The sequence below is a fragment of the Mycobacterium sp. PDNC021 genome, assembly GCF_048282635.1.
GTDB lineage: Bacteria > Actinomycetota > Actinomycetes > Mycobacteriales > Mycobacteriaceae > Mycobacterium > Mycobacterium llatzerense.
In genome coordinates, this window is the sequence record NZ_CP182502.1 from 5,767,223 (window position 1) to 5,787,449 (window position 20,227).

A 20,227-nucleotide genomic window follows, 5' to 3' on the forward strand; every position below is an offset into this window, starting at 1 on the left:
CAGTAGACTGAGAGTTCTACTTACGGGAGGTGACATGCGCCTGGTCCTGAACATCATTTGGCTGGTTTTCGGCGGCTTCTGGCTGGCGCTCGGTTACTTCCTCGCCGCCCTCATCTGCTTCGTTCTCATCGTCACCATCCCGTTCGGCGTCGCCGCGGCGCGCATCGGGGTGTACGCGCTGTGGCCGTTCGGCCAGACGGTCGTCGACAAGCCCGGCCCGCGCCCGGGTGCGTTGGTCGGCAATGTGATCTGGCTGGTGCTGTGCGGTTGGTGGTTGGTGCTCGGCCACATCGCCACGGCCATCGCCCAGGCCCTGACCATCGTGGGTATCCCGCTGGCCCTGGCCAACCTCAAGCTGATCCCGGTGTCGCTACTGCCGCTCGGCAAGCAGATCGTGCCGGTCGATCAGATGCACCCCGCACCAGCCTGGCAACAATGACACTCACACCCCTCGGCCTGCCCACCGTCGCACGGCCCGTCGGTTCAGCACCGGAATCCGGGCCGCTGATCGATACGTACGGCCGCGTCGCCGCCGACCTGCGGGTGTCGCTGACCGACCGCTGCAATCTGCGCTGTACCTACTGCATGCCGGCCGAGGGCCTGGACTGGCTGCCCGGCGCCGACCTACTCACTCTCGAAGAGCTCACCCGGCTGATCCGGGTGGCCGTGACCCGTCTGGGCATCACCGGCGTGCGGTTCACCGGCGGCGAGCCGCTGCTGTCGCCACACTTGGAGGACGTGGTCGCAGCGGCGGCCGCACTGGAGCCGCGTCCGGCGATCGCCGTGACGACCAACGGGATCGGACTGGCCAAGCGCGCCGCCGCATTGAAGAAGGCCGGGCTCAATCGCGTCAACGTCTCACTGGACACCCTCGACCCGGACCGGTTCGCGGCCATCACCCGGCGCCGGCGCCTCCCCGAGGTGCTCGACGGCCTGGCTGCCGCGAAGGACGCCGGGCTGAGCCCGGTGAAGGTCAACGCGGTGCTCGATCCGCAGACGGGCCTGGACGACGCCCCCGCGCTGTTGCGCTTCTGTCTCGAGCACGGGTACCAGCTCCGGATCATCGAGCAGATGCCGCTGGATGCCGGGCACCACTGGGAGCGCGGTTCGGTCCTGCAGGCCGAGCAGATTCTGGCGGCCCTGCGCGGCGAGTTCACCCTGCGCCCGGACCCGGCGCCGCGGGGTTCGGCACCTGCCGAGCTCTGGCAGGTCCACGACGACGGAGCGGTGCTCGGCACCGTCGGCGTCATCGCGTCGGTCTCCGCCGCGTTCTGCGGCACGTGTGACCGCACCCGGCTCACGGCCGACGGCCAGGTGCGCAGCTGTCTGTTCTCCCAGCAGGAGACGGACCTGCGCGCGTTGCTGCGGGGCGGCGCCGACGACGATGCGCTGGAGGCCGCCTGGCGGGCGGCGATGTGGGCCAAGCCGGCAGGGCACGGCATCAACGATCCGGGGTTCGTCCAGCCGGACCGTCCGATGAGTGCGATCGGCGGCTGAGGTTGACCGAGTTGGTGGTGACGGTGCGCTATTTCGCCGCCGCGAAGGCCGCAACCGGAATCGAGACCGAAACGTTGCGGCTTCCTGAGGGTGTAACCGTCCGCGATCTGGTGGACTCCATTGGTACGCGTGGGGCAGATGTGGCAAAAGTGCTGACACGCTGCTCGTTTCTGCGCGACGGCGTCGCCGTGCGCGATCTGAACTCCGCGCTCGCAACAGCTCAGACGGTCGATGTGTTACCCCCCTTCGCCGGCGGCTAATTGTGAAATGCCTCACATAACGAATCGATAACGACCTGGCTGTGGTGCCACTGACCGGCGTCAATACCTGCGAAAACGCCGAAACAGCCAGCGGCTTTAAAGTCCTCTCATAATTTGCCCTGGCCCGAAACGCCCAAAATCCGCCGAAGTGACGGAACCCACCGGACCCGATACCGTCGTCTCTCAAGCCAGAGCGACCCTTTGGCACCCGCACTTGAAACGCCTAGCTCCATCCATCAAGTGCGGCCGACGACAAACCGTGGATGGAGGCGGGGGACCCAATCGGTCCACCGAAGAAATCAGGACCAGGAGCCTCGGCTCCTTGGGGTGAAGCCTGCTTGGCAGGCCGGGCAACCTCTCCAGCCCGAACCCGACAGCTGACCTCGCAGGCGTTGACGAGAGGACTGCTTTTCTATGAGTGGACGCCACCGCAAACCGACCACGTCCAGCGTCAGCGTTGCGAAGATCGCCTTCACCGGCGCTGTTCTCGGCGGTGGCAGCATCGCCCTCGCCGCTCAGGCGAGCGCAGCGACCGACGGCGAATGGGACCAGGTAGCCCGCTGCGAGTCCGGCGGCAACTGGGCCATCAACACCGGCAACGGCTACCAGGGCGGCCTGCAGTTCTCGCCGAGCACCTGGAGCGCCCACGGCGGTGGCGAGTACGCCCCGGCCGCGAACATGGCCAGCAAGGACCAGCAGATCGCCGTCGCCGAGCGCGTCCTGGCCCGCCAGGGCCGTGGCGCCTGGCCCGTCTGCGGCACCGGCCTGTCCGGCTCCTCCCCGCGCAACGTGGTGAACACCCCGAAGCCGGCCCCGGCCGTCACGCTGGACAACCCTGAGCTCAACACCCCGGCCGATCCGGCGCCGGTGCAGGAAGCCGCCGCTCCGCTGGATGCGCCCGCCCCCGAGGCCCCCGAGGCCCCCGCGATCGTCAATGTCGTCAATGAGGTCCCCGCCCCCGAGGCGCCGGTCCTGGACGTGCCCGAGGCCCCCGCGCCCGAAGCCCCCGCGCCCGAAGCCCCCGCGCCCGAGGCTCCCGTCGTTGAGGCGTCCGTCGTTGACGCACCTGCACCGGAAGCCCCGGCCGAGGCCCCGGCGCCCGTGATCCAGGCCGCCAACTGGGACACCACGGAAGCCCCCGCCGAGCCCGGCGTCTGGGCACTGCACGCCAAGCAGGACCTGCCGACCGACCCGGCCCCGGTCGTCGACGCACCGGCTCCGGTTGCTGACGCCGCGGCCCCGGCCCCCGCGCCGGCTGCCCCCGCCGCGCTGCAGACCCCGCCGAACGGCACGCCGCATCTGGCCAGCCCGACCAACCTGCCTCCGGGTTCGACCATGGAGCCGACCGACACCGGCGACAGCGCCAACATGAGCTACCTCAAGCAGCTGTGGCACGCGGTCCAGAACAACGACATCTCCGGACGTGACGCCCTGCTCGCCGTCGCCTCGACGCGGACCGGCACCCCGGGTGGCAGCGTCCCGGCCCCGCCGAACGCTCCGGCGCCCGGCCCGGCCCCGGTTGCCGACATCGCCCCGGCTCCGGCCCAGTAGCACCTGACAAAAAGAAATCGCCCCGGTCATCGACCGGGGCGATTTCTTTTGCCGAGTGGCCAGTTACGACGCGGATATTCGTGGAACGCGGGTCGTAAGTGGCCGGTCGGCGGAAGTCAGGCGGAGCCGACCCATTCGTCGGTGCCGTCGGTGAAGAACTGGTGCTTCCAGACCGGCAGCCGCTCCTTGACGGTGTCGACCAGTAGCGCGCAGGTCCGGAACGCCGCGGCGCGGTGATCGGCCGAGACCGCCGCGACGAGGGCCGCGTCGCCGATGTTGAGGACGCCGATCCGGTGGCTGACCGCGATGGCCCGCACGCCTTCGGAGGCTGCGGCGACCTCGGCGGCGACCTCGGCCAGTACCTCCGCGGCCGACGGGTGCGCCGAGTACTCCAGGCGCGTCACCCCACGGCCGCCGTCGTGATTGCGCACCACGCCGGCGAAGCTCACGACCGCTCCCGCGGCACTGTGGTCGACCAGCGCCTCGTGGGACGCGACGTCGATCGGCGATTCACTGAGGTCGGCACGGAGCACGATCACCCGGCATGGTCCTTTCCACTGAGCTGGTCGAGCGCATGGTCCAGTACCCCGGCCAGCACGCCCAGCCCGTCCTTCACTCCCCCGGACGAACCCGGCAGGTTGACGATCAACGTCCGGCCGGCGACGCCGCACACACCACGGGACAGCACCGAGGTCGGGACGTGCGGCAGGCCGGACTGACGGATCGCATCGGCCAGCCCGGGAATCTGGTAGTCCAGGACCTCGATGGTGGCTTGCGGGGTGGCGTCGGTCGGGGAGATTCCCGTGCCACCTGAGGTGAGGACGACGTCCACGTCGTCGGCAATGGCGCGGCGCAGTTCGACGCCCACCGGGGCGCCGTCGGTGACGACGACCGGTGCGGGCACGTCGAACCTGCGCTCAGCGAGCCAGGTGACGATCAACGGGCCGGTGCGGTCCTCGTAGACGCCGGCGGCGGCCCGGGTCGAGGCGATAAGGACCCTGGCCGAACGACTCACGTTGGCACTCTGTTCTTCGCGCAAGCGCTCATCACGGCTCCCAGAGACCGGTCTTGCCGCCCTCCTTGCGCAGCACCCGGATGTCGTCGATGCGCGCGGCCGGGTCGACGGCCTTGATCATGTCGTACAGCGTCAGCGCCGCGACGCTGACGGCGGTGAGGGCTTCCATCTCGACACCGGTGCGGTCGGTGGTTCGGACCGTCGCGGTGATGGCGATATCGGCAGCACCCGCACTCGTCTCGAAGGCCACCTCGACCTTGGTCAGTGCCAGCTGGTGGCACAGCGGGATCAGGTCGCTCGTGCGCTTGGCGGCCATGATGCCGGCGACGCGGGCCGTCGCGAGGGCGTCGCCCTTGGGCAGGCCACCGCTGGTGATGAGGTCGACGACGTCAGCGCGGGTGTGCAGGACGCCCGCCGCGACGGCGGTGCGTCGGGTGGCGTCCTTGGCGGACACGTCCACCATGTGGGCCGCACCCGATTCGTCCAGGTGCGAGAGCTCCACGGCTACTTGTTGACGACGGTGACCGGGTGCATGTACGGCAGCCGCTCGGCCGGCAGCGGGAACGCCACGTCACCGAACGGAGACAGGGCGCCGGTACGGTCCGTCGCGAGCTCACTGACGGCGTGATCGTCGTCGGCCACCTCGGGCCAGCCGTTGTCGACGTACTGGTTCTTCTTCTTCTCAGCCACGGATGACATTGTGGCAGGCGCCGCGCCCGCTGGCGAGGCCGGGAGGCTGCTTTACGCTGGTCAGCAATGATCGACGAATCCCCGGGTGTGCCGCTGGGCTCCTGGCTGGCCGACATGTCGGATGCGCAGCTGGTACAGCTGCTCAGCGCCCGACCTGACCTCACCCAGCCGCCACCGGCGACCCTGTCGGCGCTGGCCGCCCGGGCCCAGTCCCGGCAGTCGGTCAAAGCCGCGACGGACGATCTCGATTTCCTGCAGCTGGCGGTGCTGGACGCACTGCTGACGCTGCAGGCCACCAGCATCGCCGTGCCGACCGGAGCCCTGTTCAAATTGCTGGCCGGCCGGGCCACCAAGAAGATCGTCACCTCGGCGCTCGACGAGCTGCGGACCCGCGGGCTGGTGTGGGGCGACACCTCGGTGCGGGTGGTCTCGGAGGCGGCGTCGGTGCTGCCCTGGTATCCGGGCCAGGTCACGGTCGAAGACCCTGACGGCGACGGCATCGCCGGGAAGCTGGCCGGTATCGATACCCCGCAGCGCGATCTGCTGGAGCGGCTGGCCGACGGATCACCGATCGGCCGAACCAAGGACGCGGCCCCCGGTACGCCGGACGACCGCCCGGTGCCACAGCTGATCGCGGCCGGACTGCTGCGCCGGATCGATGACGAGACGGTGATCCTGCCGCGACTCGTCGGCCAGGTGCTGCGCGGTCAGCCACCGGGGCCGACGACGTTGACGCCGCCGGCCCCGTCGTCGCCGGTGCTGCCGGCGGCGGACGTCGATGCGGCGGCGGCCGGCTCGGCCATCGACCTACTGCGCGAGGTCGAACTGGTCCTCGAAACCCTCTCGGCCACACCGGTTCCCGAGCTGCGCAGCGGCGGCCTCGGGGTGCGCGACGCCAAGCGGCTGACCAAGGTCACCGGCATCGACGAAGGGCGGCTGTCGCTGATTCTGGAGCTGTGCGCGTCGGCCACGCTGATCGCGTCGGGCATCCCGGACTCGGACGACTACGACGACGGCCCCTACTGGGCGCCCACCGTGGCCGCGGACCGGTTCATCGAATCGAACGCCGCGACGCGCTGGCATCTGCTGGCCACCACCTGGCTGGATCTGCCGGGCCGGCCCGGCTTGGTGGGCAAGCGTGGCCCCGACGGCAAACCCTATGCCGCCCTGACCAACGCGCTGTACTCGTCGGCGGCTCCGCTGGACCGCCGACTGCTGCTGACGGTGCTCGCCGAGCTGCCGCCGGGCAGCGCCATGGACACTGCAGCGGCGTCCGCCGCGATGCTCTGGCGCCGGCCGCGCTGGACTGCCCGGCTGCAGCCCGAGCCCACCGACGAATTGCTCACCGAGGCACACGCTTTGGGCATGATCGGCCGCGGCGCCATCGCCGGCCCCATCCGGCTGCTGCTGGCGGGTGCGCCCGAAGAAGAGGTCACCGCCGCGATGGCCGCGGCACTGCCCGACCCCATCGACCATTTCCTGCTGCAGGCCGACCTGACGGTCGTCGTCCCCGGACCGCTGGAACGCGACCTGGCCGATCAGCTGGCGGCCGTCGCCGACATCGAATCCGCCGGCGCGGCAACGGTGTATCGCATCAGCGAGCAGTCCATCCGGCGCGCCCTGGACACTGGCAGGACCGCCAGCGAGATCCATACCCTGTTCGCCCGGCACTCCAAAACGCCGGTGCCGCAAGGCCTCAGCTACCTCATCGACGACGTGGCGCGCCGGCACGGGCAGCTGCGGGTGGGCATGGCATCGTCGTTCGTGCGGTGTGAGGACCCCGCCCTGCTGGCGCAGGCACTGGCCTCCCCCACCCTCGAGCAGCTGAGCCTGCGGGCCCTGGCCCCGACCGTCGCGGTGTCCCCGGCCCCGATCGCCGATGTGCTCGCCGGCCTGCGCACCGCGGGTTTCGCCCCGGCCGCCGAGGACTGGTCGGGCACCATCGTCGACCTGCGCCCGCTCGGCGCGCGGGTGTCCACACCCATACACCGTCGCACCTTCCGGCACCCGCAACCGCCGAACCCGAAGACGCTCGGCGCGATCGTCGCCGTCCTGCGCCAGACCGGCCGCGGGGGCAACGGCGGGCGACTGGACCCCGCCGCGGCGATCTCGCTGCTCACCGACGCCGCACTGACCCAGTCGCCGGTGGTGATCGGCTACGTCGACGCCGCCGGGGTCGCGACGCAGCGGGTGGTGTCGCCGGTCAACGTCCGCGGCGGCCAGCTGACCGCCTACGACCCGGCCGCCGGACGGGTCCGCGAATTCGCCATCCACCGGGTGACCTCGGTGGTGGCGCCGGACTGACGGAATCTGGGCCACTCCGAGAAGTCTGGATAATGGATCGGATGGCCTGCGAGCGAGTAATGGAATGGATCGCACATGACTGACGGACCCCTGATCGTTCAGTCGGATAAAACCGTGCTGCTCGAGGTCGACCATGAGCTGGCCGGGGCGGCGCGGGCGGCGATCGCGCCGTTCGCCGAGCTGGAGCGTGCGCCAGAGCACGTGCACACCTACCGGATCACGCCCTTGGCGCTGTGGAACGCGCGCGCCGCGGGTCACGACGCCGAGCAGGTGGTCGACGCGCTGGTGTCGCACTCCCGCTACGCGGTGCCGCAGCCACTGCTGGTCGACATCGTCGACACCATGGGCCGCTACGGGCGCCTACAGCTGGTGAAGCATCCCGCGCACGGGCTGACCCTGGTGAGCTTCGACCGCGCGGTGCTCACCGAGGTGCTGCGCAACAAGAAGATCGCCCCGATGCTGGGCGCCCAGATCGACGACGACACCGTCATCGTCCACCCGTCCGAGCGCGGCCGCGTCAAGCAGATGCTGCTCAAGATCGGTTGGCCCGCCGAGGATTTGGCGGGCTACGTCAACGGCGAGGCGCACCCGATCACGCTGGAGGAGGACGGCTGGAAGCTGCGCGACTACCAGGAGCTGGCCGCGGATTCGTTCTGGGCGGGCGGCTCCGGCGTCGTGGTCCTCCCCTGCGGCGCGGGCAAGACCATGGTCGGTGCGGCGGCGATGGCCAAGGCCGGGGCGACGACGCTGATCCTGGTCACCAACACCGTCGCCGGCCGGCAGTGGAAGCGCGAACTGATCGCGCGCACCTCGTTGACCGAAGAGGAGATCGGCGAATACTCCGGTGAACGCAAGGAGATTCGGCCCGTCACCATCGCGACGTATCAGGTCATTACCCGGCGCACCAAGGGCGAGTACAAGCACCTGGAACTGTTCGACAGCCGCGACTGGGGCCTGATCATCTACGACGAGGTGCACCTGCTGCCCGCGCCGGTGTTCCGGATGACGGCCGATCTGCAGTCCCGGCGCCGACTTGGCTTGACCGCCACCCTGATTCGCGAAGACGGCCGCGAAGGCGACGTGTTCTCCCTGATCGGACCCAAGCGGTACGACGCCCCGTGGAAGGACATCGAGGCGCAGGGCTGGATCGCGCCGGCCGAATGCGTCGAGGTGCGGGTCACCATGACCGAGAACGAGCGCATGACGTACGCGACGGCCGAGCCCGAGGAGCGCTACAAGCTGTGCTCGACGGCACACACCAAGATCGCGGTGGTGAAGTCGATCCTGGCCCGTCACCCCGACGAACCGACCCTGGTGATCGGCGCGTATCTGGACCAGTTGGAGGAACTCGGCCAGGAGTTGGACGCCCCGGTGATCCAGGGCTCGACCAAGAACGCCGAACGCGAAGCGCTGTTCGATCAGTTCCGGCGCGGCGAGGTTCGCACCCTGGTGGTGTCGAAGGTCGCCAACTTCTCCATCGACCTGCCGGAAGCGTCTGTGGCCGTTCAGGTTTCGGGCACGTTCGGCTCGCGACAGGAAGAGGCCCAGCGACTGGGCCGGTTGCTGCGCCCGAAGGCCGACGGTGGCGGCGCGGTGTTCTACTCGGTGGTCTCGCGCGACAGCCTCGACGCCGAGTACGCCGCACACCGGCAGCGCTTCCTGGCCGAGCAGGGCTACGGCTACGTCATCAAGGACGCCGACGACCTGCTTGGGCCCGCTATCTAGTCAGTCCCAGCAATCAGGGCATAGGCTCTTCGCAGTTCGCCGATTGCGGAGGTCACAGATGACGTACGACTACGACTGGCTGGTCATCGGGTCCGGTTTCGGCGGCAGCGTCTCGGCGCTGCGCTTGGCCGAAAAGGGTTACCGCGTAGCGATTCTCGAATGCGGGCGGCGCTTCGAGGATGCCGACTTCGCGGACGAGACCAAGGACGCAAAGAACTACTACTGGGCGCCGCAGCTCGGGATGCGCGGCATCCTGCGGCTGACGCTGTTCAAGGACATCTTCATCGGCTCGGGCTGCGGTGTCGGTGGTGGCAGCCTTGGCTACGCGAACACGCTCTACCGGGCGTTCCCGAATTTCTACGAGAGCTCGCAGTGGAAGGGCCTGGCCGACTGGGAAACCGAGCTGGCGCCGCACTACGACGAGGCCGAACGGATGCTGGGCGTCGTCGAGTACGACGACGACGGACCAGCAGACCTGTTGTTGCAGGAGTACGGCAAGTCGATCGGCGTCGGCGACACCTACCGCCGCGCGCACGTGGGCGTGTTCCTCGGGCAGCCGGGACGGACGGTGCCGGACCCGTATTTCGGCGGCGACGGACCCGACCGGACGGGCTGCATCAAATGCGGTTCGTGCATGGTCGGCTGTCGCCATGGCGCGAAGAACACGTTGCGGAAGAACTATCTGTGGTTCGCAGAGAAGCTCGGGGTCCGCATTTTCAGCGAGCGCGCGGTGACCGACATCAAGCCGCTCGACGACGACGGTTCAGCGGGATATGAAGTGACACACCGCAAGAGCGGCGCATTGGGCAAGCGCACCAGCGAGACGCTGCGTGCCCGCGGCGTCGTCGTCGCGGCCGGGGCCTTGGGCACCAACCGGCTGCTGCAGCGCTGCAAGCTCAGCGGTTCGCTCCCGAACATCTCCGACCGCCTCGGGTATGTGGTGCGCACCAACAGCGAATCGATCATGGCGGTGATGGCGCCCGAGGACTACCCCGACGACTTCACCCACTCGATCGCGATCACGTCGAGTATCTACACCGACCCGACCACCCACATCGAGGTCGTCACGTACGGCAAGGGCGGCGACACCCAGTCGATGCTGTTCAACCTGATGATCGAGGCCGGAAAGCGCGGCACCAGGCCACTTCATTTCCTGGCCGCCGCGGCGAAGAACCCGAAGGCAGCCCTGGCCGCGTGGAAGATCAAGGGCACCTCACGCCGCACGATCATCCTGCTGGTCATGCAGTCCATCGACAACGCGATGCGCCTGAAGGTCAAGATGCGGCTGCCGAACGGAAACGTGGCGCTGACGACCGAGCAGGACCCGCTCAACCCCAACCCGGATTTCGTGCCGGCCGCCTACGACGCGGCGAAATGGTTCGCTCGGCGGATGGGCGGCGTTCCCTACACCGGCGTGACGGAGGGCATCTTCGCGATCCCGTCGACGGCCCACATCCTCGGTGGCGCGGTGATCGGCGCGTCCCCGGAGACGGGTGTGGTCGACAGCCGCAACCACGTGTTCGGCTACGAGAACCTGCTGGTCACTGACGGTGCAGCCGTCCCGGCGAATGTGGGTGCCAATCCGAGTCTGACCATCACCGCGCTCGCCGAGCGCGCGATGACGTTCATTCCGGCTAACGCGCAGGCTGTTTGACCACCGTCAGCAGCACCACCGAGTCGGCGAGCGCCTTCAGACTGTGCCGGGTGGACGGGATGATGAGGTGGTCACCGGCCATACCGTCCCAGCTGGCCTGCTCGGCGACGAGCCGCACCCGGCCCTGCAGCACCTGAAGGGTGGCCTCGCCGGGGCTCTCGTGTTCGGCCAACTCATTGCCGTCGGCGAGAGCGATCAGCGTCTGCCGCAACGCGTGCTCGTGGCCGCCGAAGATCGTGTGAGCACTGCGCCCACCGTTCCCATCCCGCGCGATGTCCAGATGCTGGCGCGCCAGAGCGGTCAGCGAGATTTTCTCCATGATTCAAATATCCGCTTCAGCAATGCCCACCGGAACCGTTTGGCGGTTTAAATCACGCGCAGCGAATCCCCCTCGTTGGGGAAGCGACGGCCCAGTGCGTCGAGCATCCGCTGCACCTCCATGAGTCGCCGACGCAGTGCGAGCAGAGCGTCCGACGGAAGCTCGGACCCCGCTGCCGCGGTGCCTTGCGCACGCCGGGATCGCCGCTCCACCAACGTCATCTGGTCTTCCAGATCGGCGATCTCGTCCAGCAACAGCGCCGCGAACAGGCGTGATTGCGCCAGGTCGGCGCGGTGGGCGGGACGGGGCTGCGTATCGACGCGCGGCCGGCCACTCGCGACGCCGGGGCGCACCGTGCGCCGGGTGGCCGTGGCATTGGAGGGGATCGGCACCGGGGCGGTTCGGCGTCCGGTTTCGCGCATCGTCGGCAACATGGCGCAATGATCACCGAGACTGCACCTTTGCGCTACCAGCCGTTCATCTTCCGGACCGGAATCAGACACCTTCGGGTAAAGGTCAGCGGAGCGCGGTGGGCCGCCCGAAACGGGCCTGCACGCCCGGCGAGAACAGCGCGCGCAACGGCGGCCCCACCGGCACCACACCACTGGCAGGCACCAGATCGTCGGTCAGCTCGATCAGTTCGGCCTGCCGGAGCGGCCAGGTCGGATGCGCATTGGGGACCCACCACGTCCGGCCGGCCTTGCGGGTGTGCGCGCCCCACCGAGCCGTCAGCCACACCTCCAACGCAGTGGGTTCGACGGGCTCCCCGATCGCCACCTCCGCGAGGCTGCGCAGGCCGCGCTCCGGCCACCGGCGCGTGCCCGCGTAGGTGATCCGATCACCGGTTCGGGTCACCCGCAGCTTGGCCCAGGTGTACGGCACGCCCATGCCGAGCCTCGTCATCCCGACGACCGCGAGCCGCGTCGTCTCGAGCGACCGGAACAGCACGCCGTGCCGGCCGGCGGCATCCACCGAATACAGCCGCACGTTGGTTTCGGCGAAGGCCCCGAAGTACGGCAGCGGCACTCTGCCTGCCACCGCGGAGCGGTGCATGACGAACGGGATCAGGCCGACGTACGTCAGCCCATCGGTGAAGGCGTCCGGCTCGGTGCCGGGCGGATACAGGTGCGCGACGGTCGCCGGGTCGACCGGCCAGTGCAGGAACGTGAGGTCTCCCCAGAATTGTTCGACCCACACCGGCGGCGGCAGCGGCGGGGCGTCGACCAGGAAGTCGCTCACGTTGTCATCTCACCCGCCCGACGGCTCCGCCGCCAGTTGAGGTCACGCGGCCGCGGGGCCGGCGGCCAGGATCCGTTCATAGTTCCACGCGGTGGGCGGAGTGATGCTCGGTGGAGTCCAGTCGGTGACCCACCGGCCCTGCGGGTGGGCCACTTCGACGGGCGCCACTCCGAGCGTCCGCTGGACCGCGCCGTACGGTTTCGGCAGCAGCGCTTCCCATGGCGCCGCCATCAGCAGATCGGCCCTTCGGCCACGCTCGACGGCTTGGCGGTAGTACCGCAACTTGAACGGCACCGACGCACCCGGCAGCGTGAGAGCACCGAACCAGCCCAGCTTCTCCAATGGACCGGCGGGTTCCATTTGCCCGCAATGGAATCCGATGTTGGCCATCTCGCCTGCCATGTCGGGGCCGTAGCCCCCGATGGTGTGGAACATGTCGTGCAGCGCGGTGCCGCGCACGACCATGTAGTAGAAGTCGTCGTCCCAGTTGTTCTTCTCGGCGATGGGCCGGATGGTCTCGGCCTCACCGAAAACGCCCGCATCGAGCTTGTTGGTGTTGAGGAAGCTCAGGTAGGCGTGGCCGAGACTGCCGAACGGCAGCGACGCCAGGTACTCCCGGTCATTCAGGACGGCGAGCAGATCTGGCTTGTCCCGGAACAGCTTGCGTCCGTTGGGATGTGACCGCACCTGGTAGTAGGCGCGCGCGAGGATGGGCGCTTCCATGCCGAGGAAAGCCTCGTAGATATCGGTGTGGTACCTGGCGTCGATGAGCATTCGCCAGGCTTTCAACCACGGCGTCCACGTCGTTTTGTCTGGGACAACGCCACCGCTGCGTTCATATTCGGTCGGTCCTGGCACATGTTCATTCACCTGAATCCAGCCTCCGCATTGAGTGATTCAACCGATTCGATAATCAGATACACGACGACATATGTCAACATATTGGTCATGTGCTGGAGAATGTGGTGATGGCGCGGAACACGAAGGACAGCCCCGCCCCCAAACGCGGCCGGGGCCGCCCCACGGGAGGCGGAAACAGCGCACCACAGGCGCAAACCCAAATCCTGGATGCCGCGGAACGACTCTTCATCCGGCAGGGTTTCGCGGCGACCACGATGGAGGCCATCGCCCTGGAAGCCGGATACAGCAGGGCTGTGATGTACCGGCATTTTCGCAACCGCGATCAACTGCTCGAGGCCCTCGTGGTCCGCGTGACGCTGACCCAGATAACCCAGATGGCCGCCCGGCTACTGATGCTGCAGGACCTCGCCGAGATCATGACCGAGTCGCTCGTCATCGTCGCCACCGAGGTACGTCAGAATCCGATTCTGCGGGTCCTGTCCGAGCACGACGAGAAATCAAGCGTCGCAACGCTTATCGTGACGGCGCCGAACCTGGTCACCCTGCTCGGCTCGATGTACGAGGGCCTGTTCAAGGCGCAGGTGATCAGCATGCGGCCGGGACTGCAACCCGCCGACGCCGCGCAGTACGTCCTGGGCGTGGCACTGAGCCTGCTGATGGATGCGATCCCCGGGGCCGACGACGCGGCCCAGGTACGTCGATATGTCCGGGTCTTCGTGTTACCGGCGTTGCTCGCCGAACCACCGGCAGCAGAGCCGGTGTTTCCGCAGTAGCGACGACGCCCTAACTCAGCGCGGGGATGACCTCGCGCTCGAATGCCTCGATGCTCGACCGGTCGTACGCGGCTTCCGGGAAATACAGGATCGCGTACTCACACCCGAGATCTTTGATCTTCTGCAGCTTCGAGATGACCTGTTCGGTTGTGCCGCAGGCAGAGTCGGGCGAGGTCAGGTTCTTGACCATCGCGTCGACGGCAGCCTCATGCGCGACGGCGACCTGCCGCTCGCGGATGCGCGCGATGCGGGCCGCGACGTCGGCCTCGGAGTCACCGATCACGACGTTGAAGTTGGCCGACCTGACGATGCCGTCGTAGTCGGTGCCGACCTCGCGGCAATGCTGTTGCAGCACTTCGGATTTGTGCGCGAAACCGTCCGGCTCGGAGGTGAAGTTGGTGTACTGCGCGTACTTCGCGGCGATCCGCAGCGTCACCTTCTCCCCGCCGCCCGCGATCCACAGCGGAATCCCGCCGGTCTGCAGCGGCTTCGGCTGCACGATGGCACCGTCGACCTGGTAGTGCTTGCCGTCGAAGCTCACCACACCTTCGCGCCAGGCCGCGCGCATGATCTGCACGCCTTCGTCGAGCCGGGCCAGCCGTACCCCGGCCGACGGGAATCCGTAACCGTAAGCGCGCCACTCATGTTCGTACCAGCCGCCGCCGATACCCATCTGGACCCGGCCGCCGGAGATGATGTCGGTGGTCGCGGCGACCTTCGCCAAGTACGCGGGGTTGCGGTAGCTGATCGCCGTGCACATCTGGCCCAGCTTGATGCGATTGGTGGTCGCCGCGTAGGCCGCCATCAGCGTCCACGCCTCGTGCGTGGCCTCCGCGGTCGGCATCGGCACGGTGTGGAAATGGTCGTACACCCACAGCGAATCCCAGGGTCCGGCGTCGGCGTACGCGGCGAGGTCGCGCATCACCTGCCATTGATCCTGCGGGGCGATCCCCACCAGATCGAGACGCCAACCTTGCGGGATGAACAATCCGAAGCGCATGGCCTCGACTTTAGGCCGTACGACGATCAAGCGGCGAGGGACGAGCCGCGATGAGGAGTGCGGCAAATCAGACCCGGCCGTACGACGATCAAACGGGGCAAAGAAACAGCGTCGGGATCCACCGCCTAGCGGCCTTAGGCTGAAGAAATGGCACCCGATTTGCGCGTCGACCCGCAGGTCCTGACAACCGCGGCGAGCACAATGACGTTGTGCGGTTCCGCCGTCGGCGAGCTCAAGCCGGGCGAGCCGCTGAATTCGGCCGCGTCCGGCATGTCCGGGCTCGCGACCGGGGCCGCCTGCCAACGCGTCGGCCCGCTGCTGAACGCCGACGGCCAGAACCTCGGGAAGGCGGTCACGGGGTACGCCGACTCACTGCGCACCGCGGCGACCAAGTACCAGAACACCGATGCCGCATCAGGTGGCGCTATCGGCAAGACCATGCCGGGGCGCTGATCAGCCCGCGGCCCTACGGAGCCAGCAGCATCTTGTACTGCGCCGCCGTCTCCTGGCGTGCCCCGGTGGCATCGGCATTGCGCACTGCGATGACGGTGTTGTTCAGCGCCGCAAAGCAATAGAACATCGAACCATTGGTCATCGTCGGGTCGATCTCGGATTGCACGCACCGGCTGCCCGGCAGGAAATCGACGGCATTGGCCGGATGCGCCGACACCTCGACGCGCGCGGTGAGGTCGGCCAGGTCATCGACCAGTTTCTTCGCGGCCGCCGCATCTTTCACGCGATAGACGATCGTCTGGTTGTAGGTCATCTCCTGCAGGCCCGCTGCCGCGAACAACGGTGCCGTGCCGGTCGGCTCGTCCTGAAAGTGCAGCGCAGCCCGTGGCAGGTAGCTGCCGATCTTGGCGTCCGGCAGCCGCGAGGACGGCGGATCAGGGAAAGTCGGCGGCGACATGGTGTGCGACAGCAAGCCTGACGGATCCACGGCAAGCGTCGGTAGCTTGGCCGGGTCGGTCGGCACGAACTCGTCGATGCGCGGCATTTGCGCGTCCAACGCAGCGCCGACGGCCGCCGCGGCATCGCCCGGGTCCGGCCCGTAAACCAGCTGGGTGAGGACATACGGACCGTGCGGCGTGAACGAGTACAGCGTGACCGGCTGATCCGGGCCGGTGTTCAGGTTCGAGCTGTAGGTCGTGGCGCGCGCGTCCGGATGCCCGGCGATCGGTACCGGGTGATTCACCGTCGGCGACAGCCCGGCGACCGCACCGGCCAGATCCGCGGCCGCCGCAACGGCGGCGGCGGGGTCAGGGAACCGCAGGACGCCGTTCATCAATCGCCACTGGTCGGGGTCCTGCCGGTCGGATGCGAAGCCGTACAGCATGTGGTGGGCGTTGACGGTGCTCGCCACGGCGGCGGGCAGGATCGTGCCGAGGGCCGGTGCTCCGGTGATCACGACGGCCCGCGATTCGCCGGGCACCACCATCTGCGGGTCGATTTCCCAGGGCCCGACGACGTCGTCGGCCATCCGGCGCGCATCTATCTGCGCCCCTGTGGACGCCGCTCCCGCCGTGCCCAGCGGAGGTGTCGGCGTCACCGGGAAGTTCCCGCTGCCGAGCAGGGTCACGTCTACGGCGGACGACGGCGGCCCACCGCCCTGCTTCTCGGCCTGCCCGGGCTCGGTGTTGGCACAGCCGGCCACGACCAGCGCCGCCAGCGACACCGCGATCAACCGTCGGGCCATGGCTCAGCCCGGCAGGCGGTTGTTGATCTTCAGGCCCGCGAACAACGCCAACACCAGCACGAAGAATCCGACTCGCGTCCAGCTGCCGCTGGCGTCGCCGCGGATGGTCTGATAGCCGATCTGCTCCTGCAGATTGGCGTAGACGCGGGTCAGCTGGTCGAGGGTCTCGGCGCGGAACGACTCGCCGCCGGTCACCTTCGCGATCTTCTGCAGCGACAGGTCGTCGGTCGGGACCGGCACTTCCTGACCCTCGTAGGTGATGACGCCCGACGGCGTACCGAACGAGATCGTCGAGATCACGACGTCCTGGTCCTTGGCCGCCCGCGCCGCAGTCAGTGCGCCGCGGGGGTCGTTCGGGTCCGCCGGCACGGTTTCCTTACCGTCCGACATCAGCACGATGTGGGCAGGCGGCGGACCGTCACCGCCGCCCATCACCGCATCGAGGGTGGCGATGGCCTGCAACGCCGTGAAGATGCCTTCGCCGGTCGCGGTGCGCGGTGACGGCTCCAGAGTCTCGATGGTTCGCGCCACGACGTCGTGATCACTGGTCGGGGCCACCAACATCGTTGCGCTGGACGAGAACTGGACCAGGCCGACGCTGATCCCGTTGGTCAGGCCCTTCACGAACGTCTTGCCTGCGCTTTTCGCCGCCTCGATGCGGCTGGGTTTGACGTCGGTGGCGATCATCGACTCGGAGACGTCGATGACGAGCATGACGACGGCGCGGTTACGCGGAATCCGGATGTCGTGGGTCGGTCCGGCCATGGCGGTGGTGAGCAGCACCAGCGAGGTCACCAGCAACACCGCCGGCACATGCCGCCACCGCGACTGCGTCTTCGGACGGGCCGCGACGACCTGCTCCAGCAGCTCGGTGTTGGCGAACCGCAGCACCCGCTTGCGCCGCGCCTTGCGCAGCAGCAGGTAAATCGCGACGGCCCCGATGACGGCGATCAGATAGAGGAAGAACCACGCACTGGAGAACCCGGACAGCGTCAGCGGCCCGACAAAGGGGATGTTCATCGACTCACCGGACCGGGCGGCATCGACCGCACCTCAGGGCGTCGCGGCGGCGAAATCCCCAACACTCACCCTCCGTTGCAATTCGGCGTCGGCTGAACGGGGCCGACGAACATCCGCAATCGTACCGGCGCGGCGGCGGTGGCTCCGGACGCCGCGGTTGCGGCGACACCGGTAGCCCGGCGCGGGTCACCGGCCGGCAATTGCAATTGCCGATGCGCGGAGCAAGAACAATTTTTCCCGCCGCGGGAAAAATTATTGCAGAATTGACTCCATCACAGGTTTTTCTGCCGTATACCAGGACCTCATGGAAGCACCTACGCGCATCGGTCTGGTCGGCGGTGTCGCGGCGCACGATATGCGCCGGCGACGGCCGTGGATGGTTGTACTGGCGGTGGTACTGGCCGCCTGGGCAATGCTTGCGGTGGCCGACGGCGTCGCCTGGGCCGAGGGTGACGGCGAGGGATCCGGTCACGCCGACACTCACCAACAGGCCAAACCGGCGCCACCGCGCCAGCGAGCGAAAGCCGCCGGTGAAACCAAGCCCGTCGCTCCCAAAACCGATCCACAATCGTCACGGAAACCGACATCCGCCAAAGACCACGGCACGCCGACCAAGCCGTCGGCCGCGCCCGCCGTTGCGGTCGCTGCAACCACGTCGTCCTCCCCGGCACCCAAAGTCACCAAGCTGCTGAAAGTCCCCACCGGCGCGACCCCGGTGAGCGCGGTGACCACCGCGAGTTCACCCCACACACCACTCAAACCCTCGAGCCCGCGGCTTCCGGACAGCGCGACCGTGGCAGCGCTGGGTGAAGAGTTACAACGCAAGTCCAATGTCTCGACCCAACTGAGCCCCGGATACCTGGTCAACTCGGTGGTCAACACCGTGGGGGCGGCACTGGCGGGGACCGCCGAACACGTCGGCGCCGCGTGGGCCAACAACGTCCGGCAGGCCACTCAGTTCACCCGACAGATGGTCGGGCTGGGGTTCGATGTCGGCGCGATGTTGGCCTCAGAGGTGAAGAACACGGTCACCCAGGACGCCCAAAAAGTCGGCCCGAACCTGCTGTGGGGCTTGCCGTACAAGGCGTTGACCGGCATTGCCACCACGGCCGGCGACATCAGCAAGGTGCTCACCGGGACGCCGCTCAACGCCACCAGCAGCGGACCGTTCGCGGTCGACTACGGCGTCTACAACCTGCTCGGCTTCTCCACGCCGTTGGTGCCCCCTCCCGGGGCCAACGACCCGTCGATCACCGTGACCGCGCAACATCCACTGCCGATCATCCTGATCAACGCCACCGCCACGACTCAGAACTTCGACTGGAGCGTCGGCGCTCCGGTGCTGGCCAATGCCGGCTACAAGGTCTTCACCTTCAACTACGGCAACAACACCAGCGACCCCAACTTCCCCGTGCAGTCCATCGCGGACATCACGAAGTCGGGCGAGCAGCTCTCCGCCGAGGTCGACATGGTGTTGGCCCAGACCGGCGCGCCGCAGGTGATCCTGATCGGGCACTCCCAGGGCGGGGGCATCCTGCCCGAGTACTACATCAACAATCTCGGCGGTGCCTCGAAGGTGTCGCAACTGATCGGCATTGCCCCGAGTAACCACGGCACCAACCTCGACGGCATCACCGGCCTGCTTGCCGTCCCGATCCTCGGCACCCTGATCAAGGGCCTGGTGAGCCAAGGCGGCGCTGCCTGGCTGCAGCAGGCCATGGGCTCGTCGCTGGTGCACCAGGTATACGACAACGGCGACACCCGGCCCGGCGTCATCTACGACACCATCGCCTCCACCAACGACGAGGTGGTTACGCCATACACCCAGCAGGCCCTCAGCGGACCGAACGTCACCAATGTCGTTGTACAGGACCAAAATCCAGGGTTTGCCGGCGGACATCTGAACATCGCGATCAACTACGGGGTCTGGCAGGACATCCTCGGCATGCTCGCCGCCAACCCGGCCGCCAACCTGGTGCAGCCGGTCGCCGCCGTCGCCTAACCGAAGCCTGGCTCAGTCCGACAGCCCGAGCGCGGCCATCGCGCCGTCGACCGTTGCCCGTCTGAGCTGGTCGGCGGGGACGTCCGGGAACTGCAGGCAACAGTCCTGCAGACCGCCGAAAGCGATGACGGCGCGCGTGGACTGTTCCAGGGTCGGCCGGCGTCCGAAGACCAGCTTGCCGAGCCGGTCACGCCAGGCCAGCATGGCATCGATCAGCCCCAGATCCGCGAGCGTGGACAGTTCGGCGACGATCAGCAACAGATCGGCCCGGTGCCGGTAGTGGAAGTCGAAGTAGCCCTGCAGCAGCTCGCGAGGTGTGGCCCGGGCCGACCCGCGCAGCCGTTCCTGGGCGGCGACGAACTCCTCACCCTCGTCGATCAGCGGCTGCAGGATGCTGCGCACCAGGTCTTCACGCGAACTGAAGTGGTAGTACAGCGCGGGTTTACTGATACCGAGCCGGTCGGCGATGTCCTGCAGGCTGGTCCGCTGCACGCCCTTCTGACTGAATAGCTCGCGCGCCACGTCCTGGATGCGCAGCCGAGTCTCGGAAGGGGGTCTCGCCACGTAACCACCCTAACTTACTTAACAGGCGGTAAGCTGACCGGACATCTACTTACCGAC

The 20,227-nt window shown here is 68.0% G+C and carries 22 protein-coding genes and 1 riboswitch; of the genes, 10 read left to right on the forward strand and 12 right to left on the reverse strand.

The genetic code is table 11. The features are described from left to right. Positions 1-34: 34 nt before the first annotated feature. The 4 genes from ACNO8X_RS27605 to ACNO8X_RS27620 all read left to right on the forward strand — a co-directional run bounded on the left by ACNO8X_RS27605 (position 35) and on the right by ACNO8X_RS27620 (position 3,308). Positions 35-439 carry a YccF domain-containing protein gene (locus ACNO8X_RS27605; RefSeq protein WP_418003583.1) on the forward strand — a complete coding sequence of 135 codons (405 nt, stop codon included), beginning with the start codon at positions 35-37 and terminating at the stop codon, positions 437-439. Next, positions 436-1,497 carry a GTP 3',8-cyclase MoaA gene (moaA, locus tag ACNO8X_RS27610; protein ID WP_418003584.1) on the forward strand — a complete coding sequence of 354 codons (1,062 nt, stop codon included), beginning with the start codon at positions 436-438 and terminating at the stop codon, positions 1,495-1,497. The genes ACNO8X_RS27605 and moaA overlap by 4 nt, the downstream gene beginning before the upstream one ends. Positions 1,498-1,499: 2 nt before the next feature. Then, positions 1,500-1,757, forward strand: a complete 258-nt coding sequence (locus ACNO8X_RS27615) for a MoaD/ThiS family protein (protein ID WP_418003585.1) — start codon at positions 1,500-1,502, stop codon at positions 1,755-1,757. A gap of 240 nt (positions 1,758-1,997) precedes the next feature. Then, a riboswitch (cyclic di-AMP (ydaO/yuaA leader) is annotated at positions 1,998-2,164 on the forward strand. Positions 2,165-2,171: 7 nt separating this feature from the next. Then, positions 2,172-3,308 (forward strand): transglycosylase family protein, encoded by a 1,137-nt coding sequence (locus ACNO8X_RS27620; RefSeq protein WP_418003586.1) that lies wholly within the window; start codon positions 2,172-2,174, stop codon positions 3,306-3,308. A 116-nt stretch (positions 3,309-3,424) separates the two neighbouring features. Here the strand turns inward: ACNO8X_RS27620 and ACNO8X_RS27625 are convergent, their stop codons facing one another. From ACNO8X_RS27625 to ACNO8X_RS27640, 4 genes are read right to left on the reverse strand one after another with little or no spacing between them, the layout of a single operon-like run. After that, positions 3,425-3,847 carry a molybdenum cofactor biosynthesis protein MoaE gene (locus ACNO8X_RS27625; protein WP_166555720.1) on the reverse strand — a complete coding sequence of 141 codons (423 nt, stop codon included), beginning with the start codon at positions 3,845-3,847 and terminating at the stop codon, positions 3,425-3,427. Continuing rightward, entirely contained in the window at positions 3,844-4,323 is a 480-nt protein-coding gene (locus ACNO8X_RS27630) for a MogA/MoaB family molybdenum cofactor biosynthesis protein (RefSeq protein WP_418003587.1), read from the reverse strand. Before ACNO8X_RS27630 ends, ACNO8X_RS27625 begins: the two co-directional genes overlap by 4 nt. A gap of 31 nt (positions 4,324-4,354) precedes the next feature. Beyond that, positions 4,355-4,825 (reverse strand): cyclic pyranopterin monophosphate synthase MoaC, encoded by a 471-nt coding sequence (moaC, locus tag ACNO8X_RS27635; RefSeq protein ID WP_133762328.1) that lies wholly within the window; start codon positions 4,823-4,825, stop codon positions 4,355-4,357. Positions 4,826-4,827: 2 nt separating this feature from the next. Next, entirely contained in the window at positions 4,828-5,022 is a 195-nt protein-coding gene (locus ACNO8X_RS27640) for a hypothetical protein (RefSeq protein ID WP_418003588.1), read from the reverse strand. Positions 5,023-5,079: 57 nt separating this feature from the next. On the opposite strand from ACNO8X_RS27640, the gene ACNO8X_RS27645 reads away from it, so the two are divergent. The 3 genes from ACNO8X_RS27645 (at position 5,080) to ACNO8X_RS27655 (ending at position 10,696) form a co-directional block, all read left to right on the forward strand. After that, positions 5,080-7,317 carry a helicase-associated domain-containing protein gene (locus ACNO8X_RS27645; RefSeq protein ID WP_418003589.1) on the forward strand — a complete coding sequence of 746 codons (2,238 nt, stop codon included), beginning with the start codon at positions 5,080-5,082 and terminating at the stop codon, positions 7,315-7,317. Positions 7,318-7,392: 75 nt separating this feature from the next. Further along, positions 7,393-9,042 (forward strand): DNA repair helicase XPB, encoded by a 1,650-nt coding sequence (locus ACNO8X_RS27650; protein ID WP_043390519.1) that lies wholly within the window; start codon positions 7,393-7,395, stop codon positions 9,040-9,042. Between the two features lie 58 nt (positions 9,043-9,100). Beyond that, the gene (locus ACNO8X_RS27655; protein ID WP_418003590.1) at positions 9,101-10,696 is read left to right on the forward strand and encodes an FAD-dependent oxidoreductase; all 1,596 of its coding nucleotides are present in this window, start codon (positions 9,101-9,103) and stop codon (positions 10,694-10,696) included. Here the strand turns inward: ACNO8X_RS27655 and ACNO8X_RS27660 are convergent. From ACNO8X_RS27660 to ACNO8X_RS27675, 4 genes are all read right to left on the reverse strand, one after another. Next, a complete protein-coding gene (locus ACNO8X_RS27660; protein ID WP_418003591.1) occupies positions 10,677-11,015 on the reverse strand; it encodes a cupin domain-containing protein in 339 nt (112 codons plus the stop codon). The two genes, ACNO8X_RS27655 and ACNO8X_RS27660, sit on opposite strands and share 20 nt — an antisense overlap. 47 nt (positions 11,016-11,062) lie before the next feature. After that, positions 11,063-11,437, reverse strand: coding sequence for a hypothetical protein (locus ACNO8X_RS27665; RefSeq protein ID WP_418003592.1), 375 nt, complete (start codon positions 11,435-11,437; stop codon positions 11,063-11,065). Between the two features lie 94 nt (positions 11,438-11,531). Next, positions 11,532-12,254: a YqjF family protein gene (locus tag ACNO8X_RS27670; protein WP_418003593.1), complete on the reverse strand. Its 723-nt coding sequence runs from the start codon at positions 12,252-12,254 to the stop codon at positions 11,532-11,534. A gap of 42 nt (positions 12,255-12,296) precedes the next feature. Continuing rightward, positions 12,297-13,112: a Coq4 family protein gene (locus ACNO8X_RS27675; protein ID WP_418003594.1), complete on the reverse strand. Its 816-nt coding sequence runs from the start codon at positions 13,110-13,112 to the stop codon at positions 12,297-12,299. Positions 13,113-13,222: 110 nt separating this feature from the next. On the opposite strand from ACNO8X_RS27675, the gene ACNO8X_RS27680 reads away from it, so the two are divergent. Then, the gene (locus tag ACNO8X_RS27680; RefSeq protein WP_418003595.1) at positions 13,223-13,888 is read left to right on the forward strand and encodes a helix-turn-helix domain-containing protein; all 666 of its coding nucleotides are present in this window, start codon (positions 13,223-13,225) and stop codon (positions 13,886-13,888) included. A gap of 10 nt (positions 13,889-13,898) precedes the next feature. On the opposite strand, the gene ACNO8X_RS27685 is transcribed toward ACNO8X_RS27680, so the two are convergent. Then, positions 13,899-14,888, reverse strand: coding sequence for an LLM class F420-dependent oxidoreductase (locus ACNO8X_RS27685; RefSeq protein ID WP_418003596.1), 990 nt, complete (start codon positions 14,886-14,888; stop codon positions 13,899-13,901). Positions 14,889-15,035: 147 nt separating this feature from the next. Here ACNO8X_RS27685 and ACNO8X_RS27690 point away from each other — a divergent pair, with 147 nt between their 5' ends. Continuing rightward, positions 15,036-15,341, forward strand: a complete 306-nt coding sequence (locus tag ACNO8X_RS27690; protein ID WP_418003597.1) for a type VII secretion target — start codon at positions 15,036-15,038, stop codon at positions 15,339-15,341. Between the two features lie 13 nt (positions 15,342-15,354). On the opposite strand, the gene ACNO8X_RS27695 is transcribed toward ACNO8X_RS27690, so the two are convergent. Both ACNO8X_RS27695 and ACNO8X_RS27700 read right to left on the reverse strand, forming a co-directional pair. Beyond that, positions 15,355-16,584, reverse strand: a complete 1,230-nt coding sequence (locus ACNO8X_RS27695) for a hypothetical protein (protein ID WP_418003598.1) — start codon at positions 16,582-16,584, stop codon at positions 15,355-15,357. Positions 16,585-16,587: 3 nt separating this feature from the next. After that, positions 16,588-17,604: a VWA domain-containing protein gene (locus tag ACNO8X_RS27700; RefSeq protein ID WP_418003599.1), complete on the reverse strand. Its 1,017-nt coding sequence runs from the start codon at positions 17,602-17,604 to the stop codon at positions 16,588-16,590. A gap of 304 nt (positions 17,605-17,908) precedes the next feature. Between ACNO8X_RS27700 and ACNO8X_RS27705 the strand changes: the two genes are divergently transcribed. After that, positions 17,909-19,606: an alpha/beta fold hydrolase gene (locus ACNO8X_RS27705; RefSeq protein WP_418003600.1), complete on the forward strand. Its 1,698-nt coding sequence runs from the start codon at positions 17,909-17,911 to the stop codon at positions 19,604-19,606. A gap of 12 nt (positions 19,607-19,618) precedes the next feature. Here ACNO8X_RS27705 and ACNO8X_RS27710 read toward each other — a convergent pair whose 3' ends face one another. After that, positions 19,619-20,170 carry a TetR/AcrR family transcriptional regulator gene (locus ACNO8X_RS27710; protein WP_418003601.1) on the reverse strand — a complete coding sequence of 184 codons (552 nt, stop codon included), beginning with the start codon at positions 20,168-20,170 and terminating at the stop codon, positions 19,619-19,621. Between the last annotated feature and the right edge of the window lie 57 nt (positions 20,171-20,227).

What these genes read in the sequence shown, in the direction of transcription:
- ACNO8X_RS27605 (WP_418003583.1), top strand. Translation starts at nt 35, where the DNA reads ATGCGCCTGGTCCTGAACATCATTTGGCTGGTTTTCGGCGGCTTCTGG.
- moaA (WP_418003584.1), top strand. Translation starts at nt 436, where the DNA reads ATGACACTCACACCCCTCGGCCTGCCCACCGTCGCACGGCCCGTCGGT.
- ACNO8X_RS27620 (WP_418003586.1), top strand. Translation starts at nt 2,172, where the DNA reads ATGAGTGGACGCCACCGCAAACCGACCACGTCCAGCGTCAGCGTTGCG.
- ACNO8X_RS27640 (WP_418003588.1), bottom strand. Translation starts at nt 5,022, where the DNA reads ATGTCATCCGTGGCTGAGAAGAAGAAGAACCAGTACGTCGACAACGGC.
- ACNO8X_RS27645 (WP_418003589.1), top strand. Translation starts at nt 5,080, where the DNA reads ATGATCGACGAATCCCCGGGTGTGCCGCTGGGCTCCTGGCTGGCCGAC.
- ACNO8X_RS27650 (WP_043390519.1), top strand. Translation starts at nt 7,393, where the DNA reads ATGACTGACGGACCCCTGATCGTTCAGTCGGATAAAACCGTGCTGCTC.
- ACNO8X_RS27655 (WP_418003590.1), top strand. Translation starts at nt 9,101, where the DNA reads ATGACGTACGACTACGACTGGCTGGTCATCGGGTCCGGTTTCGGCGGC.
- ACNO8X_RS27660 (WP_418003591.1), bottom strand. Translation starts at nt 11,015, where the DNA reads ATGGAGAAAATCTCGCTGACCGCTCTGGCGCGCCAGCATCTGGACATC.
- ACNO8X_RS27665 (WP_418003592.1), bottom strand. Translation starts at nt 11,437, where the DNA reads ATGCGCGAAACCGGACGCCGAACCGCCCCGGTGCCGATCCCCTCCAAT.
- ACNO8X_RS27680 (WP_418003595.1), top strand. Translation starts at nt 13,223, where the DNA reads ATGGCGCGGAACACGAAGGACAGCCCCGCCCCCAAACGCGGCCGGGGC.
- ACNO8X_RS27685 (WP_418003596.1), bottom strand. Translation starts at nt 14,888, where the DNA reads ATGCGCTTCGGATTGTTCATCCCGCAAGGTTGGCGTCTCGATCTGGTG.
- ACNO8X_RS27690 (WP_418003597.1), top strand. Translation starts at nt 15,036, where the DNA reads ATGGCACCCGATTTGCGCGTCGACCCGCAGGTCCTGACAACCGCGGCG.
- ACNO8X_RS27695 (WP_418003598.1), bottom strand. Translation starts at nt 16,584, where the DNA reads ATGGCCCGACGGTTGATCGCGGTGTCGCTGGCGGCGCTGGTCGTGGCC.
- ACNO8X_RS27700 (WP_418003599.1), bottom strand. Translation starts at nt 17,604, where the DNA reads ATGAACATCCCCTTTGTCGGGCCGCTGACGCTGTCCGGGTTCTCCAGT.
- ACNO8X_RS27705 (WP_418003600.1), top strand. Translation starts at nt 17,909, where the DNA reads ATGGAAGCACCTACGCGCATCGGTCTGGTCGGCGGTGTCGCGGCGCAC.